Below are 18036 nucleotides of genomic sequence, written 5' to 3'. Positions count from 1 at the left end.
CCCCCCGGTGTGCGGGGGCCACGTCGTGCCGGGGCCCGGTCGCTACAGGCCGTGCGGGGTGCCCTCGGTGAACCCGGCCGTCGTCTGGACCCCGACGACGGACCGCTCGTGCAGCTCGTCGAGGGTGCGGGCGCCGGCGTAGGTGCACGCCGACCGGACCCCGGAGCAGATCTCGTCCAGGAGATCCTCGACGCCGGGCCGCTCCGGGTCGAGCTGCTGCCGCGACGACGAGATCCCCTCCTCGAACAGCGACTTGCGAGCGCGGTCGAACGCGTTGTCCCCGCGGGTGCGGGCACCGACCGCGCGCTTGGACGCCATGCCGAACGACTCCTTGTAGGCGCGGCCGTGCTCGTCGCGCAGCAGGTCGCCGGGCGACTCGTACGTCCCGGCCAGCCAGGAGCCGATCATCACCGACGCGGCTCCTGCGGCCAGAGCCAGCGCGACGTCGCGCGGGTGCCGCACACCGCCGTCCGCCCAGACCACGGCGCCGCGCTCGCGGGCCGCCGCAGCGCACTCGGCGACCGCGGAGAACTGCGGGCGCCCGACGCCGGTCATCATCCGCGTGGTGCACATCGCACCCGGGCCGACCCCGACCTTCACGATGTCGGCACCCGCGTCGACCAGGTCGGCGACCCCGTCGGCGGTGACGACGTTGCCTGCCGCGACCGGGACGGGCGCACCGGACTCCGCGACGACCCGCCGCACCGCACCCAGGGCGTCGAGCATCTTCTCCTGGTGGCCGTGCGCGGTGTCGACCACCAGGACGTCCACGCCCGCGTCGAGCAGCGCCTTCGCCTTCACCGCGACGTCGCCGTTGATCCCGATCGCGGCCGCCGTGCGCAACCGGCCCTCGCCGTCGAGGGCGGGGGAGTAGATCCCGGCCCGGATCGCGCCGAGCGGGGTGAGCAGCCCGGCCAGCCGGCCGTCGTCGTCGATCCCGAGCGCGACCTTCCCGCGCCGGGTGTCGAGCTGCTCGAAGACGTCGCGGGGCGCGGTGTCCAACGGCAGCAGCACGGGGTCCGGATCGAGGACGTCGGCGAGCCGGGTGAACCGGTCGACGCCGGTGCAGGCGGCCTCGCCGACCGTCCCGACGGGGCGTCCGCCGTCGTCGACGACCACGACGGCGTCGTGGGCGCGCTTGGGCAGCAGGTTGAGCGCGTCCGCCACGGCGTCACCGGTGCGCAGCACCAGCGGGGTGTCCCACACCGGGTGCCGCGACTTGAGCCAGGACACGATCCCGGCGACGGCGTCGGTCGCGACGTCCTGGGGCAGGACCGTCAGGCCGCCCCGGCGGGCGAGGGTCTCGGCCATCCGGCGGCCCGCCACGGCCGTCATGTTCGCCGCGACGACCGGCACCGTGGCACCCGTGCCGTCCGGGGTGGCGAGGTCGACGTCGAACCGGGAGGCGACCGAGGAACGGCGCGGGACGAGGAAGACGTCGTCGTAGGTGAGGTCGTGGTCCGGCGAGCGGTCGTCGAGGAAGCGCACGGTGTCGGAATGATACGCGCCACGACGGGTGCGGCGTGCGCGTCGGGCCCGTCACCCGCACGTCACGTTCGCGGAACCCTCGGGCAACCCGTCCTCCCTACCGTGGAGTACATGCCGGTGCCGTCGCCGATCCCGCAGGTGCGTGCCGCGGACGCGCGCCGGGTGCGGGACCTGTTGCGGATCGCCGTCGCGGGCCGGCCCCGGGCCGCCGGCCTCCTGCCCCGGGAGGACGAGCTGATGGTCGCCTTCGGGGTGTCCCGCTCGGTGGTGCGGGCCGCGCTCGCACTGCTCTCCGACGAGGGTCTGTTGCGGCCGGGCCCGGCCGCGCACCGGATCGTCGCGACCCCCGACTACCGGGGCGGGCACGACGTGGTCACCGACCCGTACCGGCCGCCGCGCTGGCTCGGCCGCGCCGGGATCACCGCACCCGACGTGCTCGCCGGCTGGCTCGGGGTACCGCCGGGCAGCCCGGTGCTGCGCACCGAGTGCGTGGCCGGCACCGCCGGCGGCGGCACGGTGCTCGAGACCCACTACGTCGCGACGCCCGCCGCCGCCGAGCTGCTCGCCGTGCCCGACACGGGACCGTTCGACCGGCTGCTGGCCGACGCCTGCCTGGACCCCGGTGTCGTCCGGACCCGTTCGGGGCCGGTGCCCGCGGACCCGGACACCGCGGGCCTGCTCGGCGTCGCACCAGCGACACCACTGCTCGGCATCGAGCGGACCGTCGCCGCGCCCGGTGGCGGGGTGCTCGCCGCCGGGGTGCTGCGCGCGCACGCGGGCCCGGTGCCGCACGCCGCCCGCACCGCCGGCGACGGCCGCCCGGAGGGCGCGCTCCCGGCTCCGGTGGCGGCCGTGTGGTGACTCAGCCCGACAGCAGCGCCCGCACCGCGTCGAGGGTGTCCGCCTCCTCCGGGGTCTTGTCGGGCCGGTAGCGCAGGACCCGCGCGAACCGCAGCGCCACCCCGCCGGGGTAGCGGGTGCTGCGCTGCGCACCGTCCAGCGCGATCTCCACGACCAGCTCGGGGCGCAGGTACACCACGCCGGGCTCCTCGGCGCGCGTGTACCCGGGGAACGTCGTGGTCTGCCAGGCCAGCAGCTCGTCGGTCATCCCCTTGAACGTCTTGCCGACCATCACGGGCTCGTCGCCGTCGGGGTCGCGGGCCCCGAGGTGGATGTTCGACAGCGACCCGGTGCGCCTGCCGTAACCCCACTCCGCGCCGAGCACGACGAGATCGAGCGTGTGCACCGGCTTGACCTTCTGCCAGGCCTTCCCGCGCCGGCCCGCCGCGTACGGCGTCGCGAGGTCCTTCACGACGACACCTTCGTGCCCTGCGCCGAGCGCCCCGTCGAGCACAGCCGCGGCCTCCTCCGCCGACGGCCGCCGTGCCCCCGGCATCCGCAGCGACGCGTGCCGGTCGGCGGCGAGCAGCCCGGCGAGCGCGTCGAGCCGGGTCTCCAGGGGCTCGTCGACGAGGTCCCGGCCGTCGAGATGCAGCAGGTCGAAGAAGAACGGGCTGAGCATCACGCCCTCGTCGTCGGTGTCGGACCCGAACCGGCTCATCGTGTCCTGGAAGGGGCGGGGACGGCCGTCGTCGTCGAGGGCGAGGGTCTCCCCGTCGAGCACCGCGGTGTCGCAGGGCAGCCCGCGGGCCAGATCCACGAGCTCGGGCACCCCCGCGGTGATCTCGCGCAGGGTGCGCGTCCAGACGCGGACCTCGTCGCCGCGCCGGTGGACCTGGATCCGGGCGCCGTCGAGCTTGTGCTCGACGACGACGTCGGCGCCGAGCGAGGTCAGCGCGGCGTCGAGCGAGTCGCCGGGGGAGGCCAGCATCGGCCGGACCGGGCGCCCGACCTCCAGACCGACCGCGGCGAGTGCCGTCTCGCCGCCGTCGAGCGCGGTCGCCGCGGTCTCCGGGAGCCGGCCGGAGAGCATGAACGCGCGCCGGACGGCCGCCTGCCCCGCGCCGGACGCGGCCGCCACCGCGTCGACCATCAGACCCTCGAGCGCGCCCTGCCGCAGCTCGCCGGTGAGCAGCCGGTGCAGGAAACGTTGCTCGTCGGCGGTGGCGGCGCCGTACAGCTCCGCCAGGAGGTCGCGGCGGCGCTGCGCGGAGCCCTGGCCCGCGGTACCGGCCAGCTCGTCGAGCAGCGTGTCGACGGTCCCGATGTCGAGTGCGGGCTCCGCGGCCGCCGGGACGTCGACCGCCGAGAGGGTCCGCCAGCCGGTCCCGATCCGGCCCTGCCGCGGCACCCCGGACAGCCACGCGACGACGGGCAGCACCTCACCGGGCCCGGCCGCGCGCAGCAGCCCGGCCAGCGCGGCGGTCTTCTCCGTGCGGGCGCGGGTCGCCCCGACCGCGGCGGAGGTGGCGACGACGTCGTGGAACAGCACGAACTCATGAAAGCAGCGACCACCGACAGTCGCGCGGCGTCGAGCCGGGCCCGGACCCGTCGCCGTCCCCGGACACGGGCCGGTCAGGTGTGGCTCAGGCGCTGCGTGCCGTGCGTCCGTCCCCGGGACCCGGGCCGTGCCGCGCGGCCGGTGCGCTCATCGGCGGGCGGCCCGACGGGCCGTGGACCGGACGGCGACCCGCGTCGGCCCGCACCGGATGCGCCCCGGACGCCGCGGCCGCCGGTACGGGGTGCGGACCCGACACCGCGGCCTGCGACCGGGGACCGGGCCGGTCGGCGGCGCCCGGCAGGATCGCCTGCCGCCACAGCTCCGCCACCGTCACCGTCCCGCGGCAGGACCCGTCCGGCGCGACGACGACCAGGTCGTCGTAGGCGCGGGCGGGGTCGCCGGACAGGCTGAGCTCCAGCGCGCGGGACAGCGGGGTGCGCTCGTCGACCGTGCGCGGCGGGTCGGCCAGCTCCCGCGCGGGCTTGTCGGCCCACAGCGCGTGCCCGAACTTGCCGGTCATGCTCAGCAGGAACCGGCTGCGGTCGAGATAGCCGACCGGTCGCCGGGCCGCATCGACCAGCACGACGCCCGCCGAGTCCGGGTGCTCGCGCATCGTCTCGCGGGCGACGTCGCCGGTGACGTCCGCGCCGACCGTGACGGCGGGCGCGGCCAGTCCCCGGACCGGCGGGCCCGCGGGGGCGGGTCCGGCCGGGCCGGGTGCGGCCGGACCCACGGTGGCCGGACCGGTCGTCCGCACCGCCGCACCGCCCGGTGCGGCACGCAGCAACGCCAGCAGCTCGGGCAGCGTCGCCGGATCCGCCGTGGGCTCGGGCCTGGCCCCACCCAGCAGCGGTCCCTGCGCGACGGACACCCCGGTCGCGTACAGCCCCGTCAGCCGGTCCGGGTCCCGGACGCCGGTCGCGGCCACCGGCACCCCGACCGCCCGCGCGACCTCCAGTACGGCGCGCACGGCGGCCCCGGTGCCGGCGTCCAGTACGCCGTCGGCGAGCTCCGGCTCCAGCTTCACGACGTCCGGGCGGACGGCCGCGACGAGCTCGGGCCCGAACGCCCGTCCGCAGCCGTCGAGCCCGATCCGGAACCCCCACCGGCGCAGCTCCGCGAGTGCGGGCACCAGCACCTCGGCCGGGGCGGCCGCCGCGATCGGCGGGCCGATCTCCAGCAGCGGGGCGACCGCGCCGACCGACGTCGCGCCGACGGTGAGCACGGCCCGCAGCCGGTCCCGCGCGTAGAGCACCGTGTCGGCGGCGACGTCGACCTGGAGCGGGACGACGCCGTCGGCCGCGCGGGCCGACGTCACCGCCGAGACGACGGTGCTCGCGTCCAGCTCGGCGATCTGCCGGGCGCCCCACCCGCGGTCCCTGGCCTGCACGGCGACGGCGTCGTGGACACGCCGCGGCACGATCTCCACGCCCGCGAAGCGTCCACTGCGCAGGTCGTGCACGGGCTCGTACGCGAAGCGCTGGTCGGGCATGCGGCTGATCCGTTCGGATGGTGATGATCGGCAATCAGCCACACGGTGTCACGACGAAGTGGACCGAACGGGGGCCACGAGGTGAACAGGAGATGGCTTGACCTGCAGCGACGGGGCGGTCGCGGTCCGCAGTCGGAGACCTACGAGCGCTTCTCCCCGCGCGTCATCGCCAGCACGTCGAGGGCGCGGTCGAGCTCGTCCTCGGTGAGCCTCCCGGACTCCACGTGACCGCGCTCGATCACGACCTCGCGGATCGTCCGCCGCTCCTTCAGCGCCTGCTTGGCGATCGACGCCGCCTCCTCGTAGCCGATCGTCGAGTTCAGCGGCGTGACGATCGACGGCGACGACTCGGCGTACTCCCGGGTGCGCTCGAGATCGGCCTCCATGCCGTCGACGACCTTGTCGGCCAGCAGCCGGGACGTGTTCGCCAGCAGCCGCGCGGACTCCAGCACGTTGCGCGCCATCACCGGCATCATCACGTTCAGCTCCAGGTTGCCCTGGCTGCCGGAGAAGCCGACGGTCGCGTCGTTGCCCATGACCTGGGCGCAGACCATCATCGTGGCCTCGCAGATCACCGGGTTGACCTTGCCCGGCATGATCGAGCTGCCCGGCTGCAGGTCCGGCAGGTGGATCTCGGCGAGCCCGGTGCGCGGGCCCGAGGACAGCCAGCGCAGGTCGTTGGCGATCTTGTAGAGGCTCACCGCGACCGTCCGGAGCGCGCCGGACGCCTCGACCAGCCCGTCCCGGGAGCCCTGCGCCTCGATGTGGTCGGTCGCCTCGGACAGCTGGTCCAGTCCGGTCGCCTCGCGCAGCTTCGCGACGACGGCGCCGCCGAACCCGTCCGGTGCGTTCAGCCCGGTGCCGACCGCGGTGCCGCCGATCGGGAGGACGGCGAGCCGGGGCAGCGCGTCCCGCACCCGGTCGGCGCCGTAGCCGGCCTGGCTGGCCCAGCCACCGGCCTCCTGCCCGAGGGTGATCGGCACGGCGTCCATGAGGTGCGTGCGGCCGGCCTTCACGACCTCGGACCACTCCGCCGCACGGCGGCGCAGCGCCGCCTCGAGGTGCTCCAGGGCGGGGACGACCTCGGTGGCCAGCGCCTCGGTCGCGGCGAGGTGGATGGTCGTCGGGAAGACGTCGTTCGACGACTGCGACGCGTTGACGTGGTCGTTCGGGTGCACGTCGGTGCCGGCGCGGCTCGCGATCGTGGCGATGACCTCGTTCGCGTTCATGTTCGACGAGGTGCCGGAGCCGGTCTGGAACACGTCCACCGGGAAGTGGTCGTCGTGCCGGCCCTCGGCCACCTCGTCGGCGGCCGCGGCGATGGCGGCCGCGCGGTCGTCGTCGAGCACGCCCAGCTCGCCGTTCACCCGGGCGGCGGCCGCCTTCACCAGGCCGAGCGCGCGGATCTGGGCGCGCTCCAGGCCGCGCCCGGAGATCGGGAAGTTCTCCACGGCGCGCTGGGTCTGGGCCCGCCACAGCGCGTCGGCGGGAACCCGGACCTCACCCATGGTGTCGTGCTCGATGCGGTAGTCGGAGCTCATACGCGCAGGTCTACTCCACCGCGACGGTCCCCGCTCCCTTAGGTGAGGCTCACCTCATCAGGGCAGTGGGGGAGCTTCGCCCTCGACGCCGTCGAAGTCGACCGAGGAGAACTCGCGCAGCTTCGTCAGCCGGTGGTAGCCGTCGATGAGGCGGACGGTGCCGGACTTCGACCGCATCACGATCGACTGGGTGGTCGCGCCGCCACCGCGGTAGTGGACGCCGCGCAGCAGCGGGCCGTCGGTGATGCCGGTGGCGCAGAAGAAGACGTTCTCGCCGCGGACCAGTTCCGCGGTCGTCAGGACCTTGTCGAGGTCGTGCCCGGCGGAGACCGCCTTGCTGCGCTCCTCCTCGTCCTTCGGCCACAGCCGGCCCTGGATCTCGCCGCCCATGCACTTCAGCGCGGCCGCGGTGATGATCCCCTCGGGGGTGCCGCCGACGCCGTAGAGCATGTCCACACCGGATGTCGGACGGGCCGCGGCGATGGCGCCCGCGACGTCGCCGTCGGAGATGAACTGGATCCGGGCCCCGGCCTCGCGGATCTCCTTGACGATCTGCTCGTGCCGCGGGCGGTCGAGGACACAGACCGTCACGTCGGCGACGTCGACGTGCTTGGCGCGGGCCACCTTGCGGATGTTGTCGGCGACGGGCGCGGTGATGTCGATCAGATCCGCCGCCTCCGGCCCGACCGCGATCTTCTCCATGTAGAAGACGGCCGACGGGTCGAACATCGCGTCCCGCTCGGCGACGGCGAGCACCGCGAGGGCGTTCGGCATGCCCTTGCTCATCAGGGTGGTGCCGTCGATCGGGTCCACGGCGACGTCGCAGAACGGGCCCTCGCCGTTCCCGACCTCCTCGCCGTTGAACAACATCGGCGCCTCGTCCTTCTCGCCCTCGCCGATGACGACGACGCCGCGCATCGACACCGACGAGATGAGCTGGCGCATGGCGTCGACCGCGGCGCCGTCACCGCCGTTCTTGTCACCCCGGCCGACCCAGCGACCGGCCGCCATCGAGGCCGCCTCGGTGACGCGGACCAGCTCCATCGCGAGGTTGCGGTCCGGCGCCTCGCGGCGGCGGTTCGTCGTCGGGTTGGGGGGCTGGCTCACTGACGTCTCCATTCACGGCGGCGTGCTCGGTCCCGGCCAGGGGACCGGCGGCCTCCGATCCTCGCACGTGACCGGGTGGGGGAGGAGTGATGAGCGACCGACGCCATGCCTGGGGGACGATGTACCGGTGAGTTCGCCACGGGATCCGAGCACGTCCGCGTCCGGGGGAGCCGACGAGCAGGGACGGTCCGACGACGCCGCGACGCCCGGCCGGTCGGACGACGCGGTCGCCGACACCGGCGCCGGTCCCGGTGCGGCGGGCGAGACCGGGCCGTCCACCCGGTCCGCCCCGCGGGTGGGGCCACGTGCGATGCGGAAGCCGGAGCGGGGCGAGACGTCGGTGCGGGACCTCATCGGCGCCGTGCTGATCCTGATCCCCGTCGCACTGCTGATCTTCTCGGTGGGTGGCTCGTGCTCCTTCGCACCGACCGGCCCGGTCGAGGACCCCGACTCCGGGCCCACCGTGAACGTCGAGGCCCGCCTCGCCGACTTCGCCCGCGGCTCGGCGTTCCCGCTGCGGGTGCCGGGGGTGCCGTTCCGCGCGAACTCGGCGGACCGGGGGCCCGTCGAGGGCGGTGGGACAGCGGTCCGGATCGGCTACGTGACGCCGGGCGCGGACTACCTGAGCCTGGTGCAGACCGACGCGTCGGTGGAAGGGGTGCTCGTGACCGAGTCCGGTGCCGCCGGGCGCGGGGAGGGACCCCCGCTGCGCCAGGGCACGATCGACGCCGGTGGCCTGACCTGGGAGACCTACCAGCGTGAGGGCGGGGAGCCGTTCCGCGTCACGACGCTGCCGGGAGCGCCGGAGGTGCGCGTCCTGGTGACGGGATCGGCCCCGGACGAGGACTTCCGCACCCTCGCCGGAGCCCTGTCCACCGCCCGGACCCTCCCCACCGGGACCTGACCCCGGCGCCGGCCGACCGGCCCGGTCCCCGTGACCACCGTGCCCACCCCCGCCGGGACCCGCGTCGACACAGGCCCCGCGTCGACGCAGGACCTGCCCGTGTCGGATCCCGGTTCGCACGGGATCGGTTCGCTCGCACGGGGTCGGACCTCGTGCGAGCGACGAGACCCCGTGCGGGCGACGAGACCCCGTGCGGGCGACGAGACCCCGTGCGGGCGGCGGGAGCTCGTGAGCCACGGGACCTCGTCCCGAACGGACTCCGCTACGCCGGGGCCGCGGCCCGCTCCGGATCGGTCGCGGCCCATGGCTCGCACGGGATCCCTCCGTTCGCACTGGATCCGATCCCGTGCGAACGAAGGGATCCCGTGCGAAGTGGCGCAACCAGCGGGTGGGCGGGCGGTGTCATGGGTCGGTCATGTGTTGTGGGTGCCGAGCCTGCGGCGGAGCCGGGCCAGCAGGTGCTGCGGGTCGGCCAGGTCCTGCCAGGTCCAGCGGACCACGTCCAGCCCGAGCTCCCGCAGGTGGTCCTCCCGGATCTTCTCCTGGACGACGACGTCGCCAGGATCCTGACCGGGGCGCAGCAGGCGTCCGTACTCGACCTCGCCGTCGAACTCCCCGACGACCGGGCGCCGTCCGCCCCACCAGAAGTCGACGGTCGCGACATGCATCCCGTCCCGGTCCCTGACCTCCCGCTGGAGCACCGGCACCGGTAGGTGGTTCCGCGCGAACAGGACCCGGCTGCGTGACTCGCCCGGACTTGCGGCGCGCCCGTCCGCGAACGCCACGACGCGGGCCGCGCGGGTCACCCCGTGCCGCCCGGCAGACGCGCGGAGGACCTCCTCGAGCGCGGGACGTTTCGTGCCGGTCTGTCGCAACGTGGCGTCCGCGACGACGACCCCCTGGTCGAACGTCGCCGCCCGGGCGATGTCGACGGCAGTCCGTGCCGGTGTCGTCACGGGGATCCCGCGGATCACGGTGACGTCGCCCGGAGGGAGCGGTGCCGCGTGCAGGTGCAGGTCGTGTCCGCGCCGCGCGCCGCTGGGGCGGTCCCGGGTCAGGTGCACGCGGTCGAACGGCAGGTCCCACAGGTCGACGGCGTGCAGGACCGCGGCGGAGACGTGGCTGACCACGGCCGGCGCGTCGAGCCGGGCGACGACGCCACGGATCGCGAGGACGTGCCGGGCCGTCAGCCGCTCGACGTGCTCGGCCCGGGACCGCGCCGGGGTCGGCGCGACCGGGCCCGGCACGTACATGCCGCGGCACACCGCCTGCAGACGGCCCGCCCGCACCAAGGCCCGGATCGCGGGATCGCCGAGCCCCACCGCATGCAGGTCGGCCCGGCGGAACGGCCCGAGCCCGGGGAGCGCATCGGAGCTGGTCATACCCCGACCCTGCCCCCCAGCAGCACCCCTACGCCCCCGAATCCGCTCCCTGTGGACAACCAACCGCGCCTCGCACGGGATCGGTCTCCTCGCACGGGATCGGATCCCGTGCGAACGACGGGAACCCGTGCGAACGACGGGAACCCGTGCGAACCAGGGGCTCAGGTCTCGTCGGCGGAGTCGTCCCCCGACTCGGCCTCGGCGAGCCGATCCTCGATGCGGGTACGGGCACCGGCCAGCTGGTCCTCGCAGCGGCTGGCCAGGGCCTCGCCGCGCTCCCACATCGCGACGGACTCGTCCAGGCCGAGGCCGCCCACCTCGAGCGCGCGCACGACCTCGACGAGCTCGTCACGGGCCTGCTCGTACCCGAGGGTGTCGACGGCAGGTCGCTCGCTCATCCGGTCTCCTTCGCTGTGCCCGAGGTCGTGGTGGTGCCCGAGGCCCGTCTGCTGTCGTCGTCCGGGCCCGTGACGGTCGCCGCGACCGCGCCGTCGGCGACCCGGATCCGCAGCCCGGTCCCGGCGGGTGCGTCGGCGGCGGACCGCAGCAGCGGCGGGACGTCGTCCCCGGACCCGGTGAGCTGGACGATCGCGTACCCGCGGGCCAGCGTCGCCGTCGGCCCCAGCGCGGTCAGGCGTGCAGTCAGGTGCTCCAGCTCCGCGGACGACCGGTCCAGCCGCCGCAGCACGGCCCGGTGCGCGGCGGCGCGGGCGTCGGCGATCTCCCGCTCCCGGGATCCGACCAGCCGCAGGGGCTCGGCCAGGGCGGGCCGGCGCCGCAGGTCGTCCAGTCGTCGTTGCTCGCGGTCGACCCAGCCGTGCAACGCGTGCCGGGCCCGGTCCCGCAGCCCGGCGATCCGCGCGGTCTCCTCGCCGAGGTCGGGCACCAGGCTCCGGCCGGCCGCGGTCGGGGTGGAACAGCGGACGTCGGCGACGTGGTCGACGAGCGGGGTGTCGGGCTCGTGCCCGATCGCCGACACGACCGGCGTCCGGCAGGCCGCGACGGCCCGGCAGAGGGTCTCGTCGGAGAAGGGCAGCAGGTCCTCCACGCTGCCGCCGCCGCGGGCGAGGACGATCACCTGCACGTCCGGGTCGCGGTCGAGGGTCCGCAGCGCGCCGACGACCTGCTCGACGGCGAGCCCGCCCTGCACCGCGACGTTCTCGATCCGGAACCGCACCGCGGGCCAGCGGGCCGTGGCGCCCGAGACGACGTCGTGCTCGGCGGCCGAGTCCCGGCCGGTCACCAGGCCGATGGTGTGCGGGAGCAGCGGTGGGCGGCGCTTCAGCGCGGGATCGAACAGGCCCTCCGCGTCGAGCAGCCGGCGCAGCCGCTCGATCCGGGCGAGCAGCTCGCCGAGACCGACGGCGCGGATCCGGTCCACCCGCAGGCTGAGCGTCCCGCGCCCCAGGTAGAACGACGGCTTGCCGTGCACGATCACCCGGCTGCCCTCGGTCACGGCACCGCCGGAGTCGCGCACCAGCGACGAGGGAGCCGTGAGCTGCAGCGACACGTCGGCAGCCGGGTCGCGCAGCGTCAGGAACGCGGTGCCGGTCCGGGCATTGACCTGCGCGAGCTGACCCTCGACCCACACCGCTCCGAGCCGGTCGACCCACTCGGCGATCTTGCGGGCGACCGTGCGGACGGGCCAGGGGTCCTCCTCGGAGGTGGTCACTTCTCCTGGGAGAGCGTCGCGATCCGGTTCGTCAGCATCGTGACGAACGGCGGCCGGTTCTCGTGCGCGGTCTCCCACGCGAGCAGGTCGGAGAGGTCATCGAGGCTCAGCGCGCGCATCTTGCCGCGCAGCTGGGGGACCGTCATCGTCGGGTACTCCGGCACGGCCTGCGGTGCGCCCGCCGCCGCCTCGGCGCGGTTCGACGCCGTCGCGGGCCGCCCGGGGCGCTCGATCGGGATGCCGGAGCGGGACGGCCGCAGCGTGGACACGGAGCCGTTGCGCGGGCCGTCGCCGGGCGTGGCCGACGACGACTCCGGCGGCAGCGGCGGCGCGATCGGCTCCGCCTCGGGCAGCCGCAGGTCGGCGAGGTCGTCGTCGAAGGTGGCCCAGTTCGGGACGTCGTCGGCGGGGCGCAGCGCGCCCAGCGCGCGATCACCCTTGATCGCCAGCTCGGTGACCGTCTGCTGCAGGCGCATCGAGACCTGCAGGGCCTGACTGACCGCGGTGACCGGCAGCTCGACGGCGTGCCGGGGCAGCTCACGGGCCTGCTCCACGGCCGTCACGACGAGGCCGGCGGCGATCCGCACGGGGAACGGCAGCGGTGACATGTGGCTCATTGTCCAGCAGTGGCGCGTGCGTGTCGCGGGGGACCGCCGTGGCGTGTCCGGTCGGGCCCGTCACGTACCGCTGCCCGTGCCGATCGTGGTCCGTACGCTGGTGGCATGTCCGGTTCTGCGAAGCAGGTCCTGCTCGCCAAGCCCCGCGGCTACTGCGCGGGCGTCGACCGTGCCGTCGAGGCGGTGGAACAGGCGCTCGACCAGTACGGCGCGCCGGTCTACGTGCGCAAGGAGATCGTGCACAACAAGCACGTCGTCGAGACGCTGCGCGACCGCGGTGCGATCTTCGTCGAGGAGGCCTCCGAGGTCCCCGAGGGCGCCCACGTCGTGTTCTCCGCGCACGGGGTCTCGCCCGCCGTGCGCGACGAGGCCAAGGGGCGTGAGCTCAGGACGATCGACGCGACCTGCCCGCTGGTGACCAAGGTCCACCAGGAGGCGAAGCGGTTCGCCCGCGAGGACTACGACATCCTGCTCGTCGGGCACGCCGGCCACGAGGAGGTCGAGGGCACCTCCGGTGAGGCGCCCGAGCACATCCAGCTCGTCGAGTCGGCCGCCGACGTCGACAAGGTCACCGTCCGCGACCCGGACAAGGTCGTGTGGCTGTCCCAGACCACGCTGAGCGTCGACGAGACGATGGAGACGGTCCGTGCGCTGCGGGAGAAGTTCCCGAAGCTGCAGAACCCGCCGTCGGACGACATCTGCTACGCCACCCAGAACCGCCAGGTCGCGGTGAAGACGATGGCACCGCGCTGCGACCTCGTGCTCGTCGTCGGCTCGCGGAACTCGTCGAACTCGGTGCGGCTGGTCGAGGTGGCGCTCGGCGCGGGCGCCGGATCCTCGTACCTGATCGACTACGCCAAGGAGATCGACGAGACCTGGCTCGAGGGCGTGCAGACGATCGGCGTGACGAGCGGCGCCTCGGTCCCCGAGGTGCTGGTGCGCGGTGTCGTCGACCATCTCGCCGAGCGCGGCTTCGGCTCGGTCGAGGAGGTCGACACCGCCGAGGAGACGCTGGTCTTCTCGCTGCCGCGCGAGCTGCGCCCGCCGCGCCAGCCCGCGACACCCTGACCCGCCGAGACCCGCCGCGCGGACTCCGCGCCGGCCGAGAACGGACGAACGCCCCCGGGACCCGATCGGGTCCCGGGGGCGTTCGTCGTGTGTGAGGGGATCAGGCCGGGGGCGCGCCGCGCTCCGCCTGGACCTGCTTGCCGGACACGACCTGGACCTGGTCGCCGATCTGCAGGTGGTTGAACCACGCGACGGCGTGGTCCTTGGTCAGCCGGACGCAGCCGGCCGACGGGGTGTCGGTGCGGCCCTCGTGGAAGGCGATCCCGCCGTCCTGGAAGAAGACCGACCAGGGCATCGGGGCCGGCTCGCCGTTGGTGGCGGTGTACTCCCCGCTGTGGTGCAGCTGCTCCTTGCGGTAGACCCGCAGCGAGTGGCCGATCGGGGTCTCCTTGCCGGGACCGCCGGTCGCGACCGGGACCGGACCGTTGACGACCTTGCCGGCGTCGAACAGCCAGGACTGCTTCGAGTCGAGATCGACGCAGGCGCGGGCGGTCACGGTGCACGGGGTGCCGGGCACCAGGGGCTGGTCGCGGAACGCCTGCGCCGCCGGCGTCGAGGCCAGTGCCGTACCGACGCCGATCAGCGCGATCGCCGCGGTGACGAGCGCGACGAGGATCGCGGGCCGGGGGAGGCGGGTGTTCCGGGTGGTGGACATCGTTCTCCAGGTCGTGCGACGGGCGTCGGGGAGCGGGCGGTCACGCCTGCCCCCGGAACATGTGACGCCCGGACCGGGGGGCGGGTTGCCTCGATTGTCCGGTCGGTTGCCCCGGACGGTGTGACCGGGGTACCCCCGGACCGCCTACCAGCGACGACGCCGGCGGGACCGGATGTGTGATCCGTCCGGTGTGCCGGGCTCCGTCAGCCGGAGTCGCGGCGGGTCCGCCCGGAGGGGTTCCGCCGTGTCGCGCCGGACGGTCGCGCTCCTTCCGACCGGGACGTCGACCGGCCCCCGGCCTCGCCGGTACCGCCGGACCGCGCCGCACCCGGGATGCCGGACCGTCCGGACCCGGACCGCCCGGTACCGGACGAGCGGGAGCCGGCCACACCACCCGCGCCCGCGGAGCCGCCGGAGCCGGGTGCCCCGGACCGTCCCGACCCGGAGCGGTCCGACACGGAACCGCCCCGGCCGGCGTCGGCACGGCCGGTCGAGCCGGTTCGGGCGGCGCCGTCCCCGGCCCGGCCGGTGGATCCCCGTCGCGGGGACCGCTCGGTCGCGCCGCCCGCGCCACCGGGACGGCCGCGCCCGTCGGCGGACCGGCCCGTCGTCGTGCCCCGTCCGGAACGGCCACGCCCGGGACGTCGTTCTCCGGGGCGCTCCGTGTCCGCGTTGCGGGCCCCACCGCGGCGGCTCCGGCCGGCGCCGGGGGTACCGCCGGGACCGTCCGGGTCGTGGCCACCCGGGTCGCGGCCGAGCCGCGCCCGCAGGCGTCCCACGGAGTCGTCCGGGCCGAGCCGCTGCCGCAGCAGCCGGAAGCCGGTGACCAGGAGGACGACCGCCGTCGTGACCGCCATCGCCGGGAACGCGTTGATCAGCGGGGCACCCGCCATCAGGACGCTCTCCGCCGCGCCGCCACCGGTCGGGGCGCCGATCAGCACCGCCGTCAACGGCACGACGACGGCCAGCAGCAGCGGTGGCTGCACCGCCGGGAGGAAGATGCTGCGCCGTCGCACCCAGGAGACGGCGAGCACACACCCGAGGAGGTACCCGACCTCGAAGACCCGGCCCACGGTCCCGATCCGGAGCAGGTCGACGAGCACCCCGACGGCCGTCGTCGCGACGGCGATGCCGATCGCGGCGAGCGGCGGGATGCCGAGGACGGGACAGAGGAGCGACCGCTCCCGGACCGGCCAGCTGCCACGGGCAGGAGCGGGGGACCGGGACGCGGATCCGCCGGGCCGGCGGGCCGAGCTCGTGCGCGTGGTCACCCGGTCAGCCTAACTCCCCCCGCGGTGCGGGCCCGGACCCGTCGGCCGGCCCACCGTCGCCGAAGGGGCCGTCCGGGTGGAGGTGCGGGTCGCCGGCGTGGTCGGCCCGGCCGGGCCCGCTCCGGCCGTGCTCGGCCCGGGCCGCGTCGGCCCACGGCGTGCGGACCCGCTGCTGCCGCTCCTCGGCGTCGCCGCGGCCGAGGTCCTCCAGCGACACCAGCGAGTCCCCGGCGGAGGCGACCAGCTCCGGCGCCGAGACACCGCGCGGGGTGCGGTCCACCGTGGCGGGCCCCTCGAGCTCGGTGTCGGCGACCTGCAGCTCGGTGAACTTGCGGGCGCTCACCAGCACCCGCGCCTCCAGCGACGACACGGTGCGGTTGTAGCTCTCCACCACCGAGTCGAGGCTCCGGCCGAGCTTGGCGACGTGCGTGCCCATGGTCGCGAGCCGGCCGTGCAGCTCGCGGCCGAGCCGGTGCACCTGTGCCGCGTTGCGGGCCAGTGCCTCCTGCTTCCAGCCGTAGGCGACGGTGCGGAGCAGCGCGACCAGGGTGGTCGGCGTCGCGAGGACCACGTTGCGGCCGAACGCGTGCTCCAGCAGCCCGGGATCGGAACGCAGCGCCGCCTCCAGGAACGGGTCGCCCGGCACGAACAGCACGACGAACTCGGGTGTCGGCTCGAACGACTCCCAGTACGCCTTGCCCGCGAGCTGGTCGACGTGGGTGCGGAGCTGCCGGGCGTGCGCCGTGAGCTTCTGCGCGTGCACGTCGGGGTCGGTGGCCTCGACGGCTTCCAGGTACGCCGCGAACGGGACCTTGGCGTCCACCACCACCTGCTTGCCCCCGGCCAGGCGGACGAGCATGTCCGGGCGGACGCCGCCGTCCTCGCCGTCGGCGGAGACCTGGGTGGAGAAGTCGCAGTGCTCGACCATCCCGGCCATCTCGGCGACCCGCTGCAGCTGCATCTCGCCCCACCGCCCGCGGACCTGGGGCGCGCGCAGCGCGTTCACCAGCGCCTTGGTCTCGGTGCCGAGTTTCTCGGAGTTGGCGGCCATCGCCCGCACCTGCTCGCGCAGTCCCGCGTAGGCGGACTCGCGCTCCTTCTCCACCGACCGCAGCTGTCCCTCGACGCGGCCGAGCGCCGCCGTGACCGGGTCGAGCATCTGCTCCACGGCCTTGGCCCGCGCGGTCTCGTCGCCCCGGGCCTTCGCCGACAGCTCGGCGGTCGCCTCCTTGAGCCGGCTCTCGGCGAGCGCCACGAACGCCTCGTTGTTGCGGGCCAGCGCGTCCTGCGACAGCGCGGCGAAGGAGTCCTTCAACCCGGTCTCGGCCTCGGCCCGCGCCTCCCGCTCGGCACGCAGCGCCGCTGTCGCGCCCGCCGCGTCGGACTCCGCCCGTCGCGCGCGGACGGCCGCGTCGTCCAGGGACTCGTGCAGCTCCTCGATCCGCTCCATCAACCCGGAGCGCTCGGCGCGCAGGCCCGCCGCGTCGGCCCGCGTGGTCGCCGCCGTGTTGGCGGCGACCCGGGCGGCCTCCGCCGCCTCGGCGCGGAACCGGGCGGCGGCGACCAGCCAGGTGACGACGACGGCCAGCGCCGCACCGAGCAGCGTTCCGGCGAGAAGGCTCAGGACGTCCACGGCACGCAGCGTGCACCGGACCCCTGACAGTTCCGGTGAACCCGCAGGTCATGGGCGTGTCCGCGAGTCCGGTGTGCGGCGGACGGCGTACACGCGGACGTCCGGACGGACCTCGGGGTTGCTCCGGCGAGGCGGATGACACGCCGGGCGAACTGTTCCGTGGTGCACGCGTCTCTCCCTGTGCAAGCGCCCACGGCGGCCCGATCGGCGGCCGGGGCGTCCACGAGGAACGAGAGAGGTACGCAGATGACGACGAAGCAGACCCGACTCGCCCGCATCACCGCCGCCGTCACCGTCGCAGCCGCCGCCGCGCTGGTCCCCGCCGGGGTCGCCGCGGCCGCGCCCGCACAGGACCCGCCGCCTTTCACCGGGTGCACCCCCGGCAAGCAGTCGGCCGTCGTCGAGGCGCTGCCCTCCACCGCGGAGGTCGCGAACTACACGGTCACCGTCCACGCCGCGCCCGGTGCTGAGCAGTGCTTCCTGTCCGGCTCGCCGACGGACTTCGGCTTCAGCCTCAACGGCTCGCCGCGCCCGGCCGACGTCCAGCCCACCGGCGAGGACGGCTACGTCGTCGCGTTCGGTGACGGCGCCCCGGTCCAGTTCGACATCCACGTCCCGAACTCCGGCGGGCCCGCGCACGCCAACGAGACGACCTTCAAGCCGATCCCGGCGTCCGACGTCACCTTCACCGCGTACGGCCCGATCACCGTCGACGCCGGCACGACGGCCGGCCCGATCACCAGCGCCGCCCGCTGATCGACGGCGCCGACCCGTCCGGCGGCCCGGCCGCCGTGACACCAGCGCT

At 75.1% G+C, this 18036-nt stretch carries 16 protein-coding genes; 4 read left to right on the top strand and 12 right to left on the bottom strand.

What is annotated here, in order from left to right; genetic code table 11:
* Window positions 1–42 precede the first annotated feature (42 nt).
* On the bottom strand, window positions 43–1488 hold the full coding sequence (locus PP1_RS12770; protein WP_010240756.1) for a GuaB1 family IMP dehydrogenase-related protein: 1446 nt from the start codon (window positions 1486–1488) through the stop codon (window positions 43–45).
* Window positions 1489–1599: 111 nt separating this feature from the next.
* On the opposite strand from PP1_RS12770, the gene PP1_RS12765 reads away from it, so the two are divergent.
* Window positions 1600–2349, top strand: coding sequence for a GntR family transcriptional regulator (locus PP1_RS12765; RefSeq protein WP_170918873.1), 750 nt, complete (start codon window positions 1600–1602; stop codon window positions 2347–2349).
* A 1-nt stretch (window position 2350) separates the two neighbouring features.
* On the opposite strand, the gene PP1_RS12760 is transcribed toward PP1_RS12765, so the two are convergent.
* From PP1_RS12760 to glpX, 4 genes are all read right to left on the bottom strand, one after another.
* Window positions 2351–3880: an ATP-dependent DNA ligase gene (locus tag PP1_RS12760; RefSeq protein ID WP_075313963.1), complete on the bottom strand. Its 1530-nt coding sequence runs from the start codon at window positions 3878–3880 to the stop codon at window positions 2351–2353.
* 94 nt (window positions 3881–3974) lie between these two features.
* Window positions 3975–5381, bottom strand: a complete 1407-nt coding sequence (locus PP1_RS12755) for an EAL domain-containing protein (protein WP_060573970.1) — start codon at window positions 5379–5381, stop codon at window positions 3975–3977.
* A gap of 140 nt (window positions 5382–5521) precedes the next feature.
* Window positions 5522–6922: a class II fumarate hydratase gene (locus PP1_RS12750; RefSeq protein ID WP_010225406.1), complete on the bottom strand. Its 1401-nt coding sequence runs from the start codon at window positions 6920–6922 to the stop codon at window positions 5522–5524.
* Window positions 6923–6979: 57 nt separating this feature from the next.
* Window positions 6980–8041, bottom strand: coding sequence for a class II fructose-bisphosphatase (glpX, locus tag PP1_RS12745; RefSeq protein ID WP_050802217.1), 1062 nt, complete (start codon window positions 8039–8041; stop codon window positions 6980–6982).
* Window positions 8042–8156: 115 nt separating this feature from the next.
* Here glpX and PP1_RS12740 point away from each other — a divergent pair, with 115 nt between their 5' ends.
* On the top strand, window positions 8157–8933 hold the full coding sequence (locus PP1_RS12740) for a DUF4245 domain-containing protein (protein WP_010225411.1): 777 nt from the start codon (window positions 8157–8159) through the stop codon (window positions 8931–8933).
* Window positions 8934–9346: 413 nt separating this feature from the next.
* On the opposite strand, the gene PP1_RS12735 is transcribed toward PP1_RS12740, so the two are convergent.
* The 4 genes from PP1_RS12735 to PP1_RS12720 form a co-directional block, all read right to left on the bottom strand.
* On the bottom strand, window positions 9347–10315 hold the full coding sequence (locus PP1_RS12735) for a type IV toxin-antitoxin system AbiEi family antitoxin domain-containing protein (protein WP_010225413.1): 969 nt from the start codon (window positions 10313–10315) through the stop codon (window positions 9347–9349).
* Window positions 10316–10476: 161 nt separating this feature from the next.
* Window positions 10477–10713, bottom strand: a complete 237-nt coding sequence (locus PP1_RS12730) for an exodeoxyribonuclease VII small subunit (protein WP_010225415.1) — start codon at window positions 10711–10713, stop codon at window positions 10477–10479.
* Window positions 10710–11987, bottom strand: coding sequence for an exodeoxyribonuclease VII large subunit (xseA, locus tag PP1_RS12725; protein ID WP_010225417.1), 1278 nt, complete (start codon window positions 11985–11987; stop codon window positions 10710–10712). Before xseA ends, PP1_RS12730 begins: the two co-directional genes overlap by 4 nt.
* A complete protein-coding gene (locus PP1_RS12720; RefSeq protein ID WP_010225419.1) occupies window positions 11984–12595 on the bottom strand; it encodes a lipid droplet-associated protein in 612 nt (203 codons plus the stop codon). Before PP1_RS12720 ends, xseA begins: the two co-directional genes overlap by 4 nt.
* Before the next feature lie 114 nt (window positions 12596–12709).
* Here PP1_RS12720 and PP1_RS12715 point away from each other — a divergent pair, with 114 nt between their 5' ends.
* Window positions 12710–13672, top strand: a complete 963-nt coding sequence (locus PP1_RS12715; protein WP_010225421.1) for a 4-hydroxy-3-methylbut-2-enyl diphosphate reductase — start codon at window positions 12710–12712, stop codon at window positions 13670–13672.
* A gap of 100 nt (window positions 13673–13772) precedes the next feature.
* Here PP1_RS12715 and PP1_RS12710 read toward each other — a convergent pair whose 3' ends face one another.
* The 3 genes from PP1_RS12710 to rmuC all read right to left on the bottom strand — a co-directional run bounded on the left by PP1_RS12710 (window position 13773) and on the right by rmuC (window position 17231).
* On the bottom strand, window positions 13773–14327 hold the full coding sequence (locus PP1_RS12710) for a L,D-transpeptidase (RefSeq protein WP_010225423.1): 555 nt from the start codon (window positions 14325–14327) through the stop codon (window positions 13773–13775).
* Window positions 14328–14530: 203 nt separating this feature from the next.
* On the bottom strand, window positions 14531–15598 hold the full coding sequence (locus PP1_RS12705; RefSeq protein ID WP_075313964.1) for a DUF6542 domain-containing protein: 1068 nt from the start codon (window positions 15596–15598) through the stop codon (window positions 14531–14533).
* Between the two features lie 4 nt (window positions 15599–15602).
* Entirely contained in the window at window positions 15603–17231 is a 1629-nt protein-coding gene (gene rmuC, locus PP1_RS12700) for a DNA recombination protein RmuC (protein WP_075313965.1), read from the bottom strand.
* Window positions 17232–17477: 246 nt separating this feature from the next.
* Here rmuC and PP1_RS12695 point away from each other — a divergent pair, with 246 nt between their 5' ends.
* Entirely contained in the window at window positions 17478–17987 is a 510-nt protein-coding gene (locus PP1_RS12695; RefSeq protein ID WP_010237562.1) for a hypothetical protein, read from the top strand.
* The last annotated feature ends 49 nt before the right edge of the window (window positions 17988–18036 follow it).

This window comes from Pseudonocardia sp. P1, from assembly GCF_000178675.2.
Lineage (GTDB): Bacteria > Actinomycetota > Actinomycetes > Mycobacteriales > Pseudonocardiaceae > Pseudonocardia.
This window is presented reverse-complemented; position numbering and strand designations above follow the sequence as displayed.

What these genes read in the sequence shown, in the direction of transcription:
- PP1_RS12735 (WP_010225413.1), bottom strand. Translation starts at nt 10,315, where the DNA reads ATGACCAGCTCCGATGCGCTCCCCGGGCTCGGGCCGTTCCGCCGGGCC.
- PP1_RS12765 (WP_170918873.1), top strand. Translation starts at nt 1,600, where the DNA reads ATGCCGGTGCCGTCGCCGATCCCGCAGGTGCGTGCCGCGGACGCGCGC.
- PP1_RS12695 (WP_010237562.1), top strand. Translation starts at nt 17,478, where the DNA reads ATGACGACGAAGCAGACCCGACTCGCCCGCATCACCGCCGCCGTCACC.
- glpX (WP_050802217.1), bottom strand. Translation starts at nt 8,041, where the DNA reads ATGGAGACGTCAGTGAGCCAGCCCCCCAACCCGACGACGAACCGCCGC.
- PP1_RS12730 (WP_010225415.1), bottom strand. Translation starts at nt 10,713, where the DNA reads ATGAGCGAGCGACCTGCCGTCGACACCCTCGGGTACGAGCAGGCCCGT.
- PP1_RS12710 (WP_010225423.1), bottom strand. Translation starts at nt 14,327, where the DNA reads ATGTCCACCACCCGGAACACCCGCCTCCCCCGGCCCGCGATCCTCGTC.
- PP1_RS12755 (WP_060573970.1), bottom strand. Translation starts at nt 5,381, where the DNA reads ATGCCCGACCAGCGCTTCGCGTACGAGCCCGTGCACGACCTGCGCAGT.
- PP1_RS12720 (WP_010225419.1), bottom strand. Translation starts at nt 12,595, where the DNA reads ATGTCACCGCTGCCGTTCCCCGTGCGGATCGCCGCCGGCCTCGTCGTG.
- PP1_RS12750 (WP_010225406.1), bottom strand. Translation starts at nt 6,922, where the DNA reads ATGAGCTCCGACTACCGCATCGAGCACGACACCATGGGTGAGGTCCGG.
- PP1_RS12715 (WP_010225421.1), top strand. Translation starts at nt 12,710, where the DNA reads ATGTCCGGTTCTGCGAAGCAGGTCCTGCTCGCCAAGCCCCGCGGCTAC.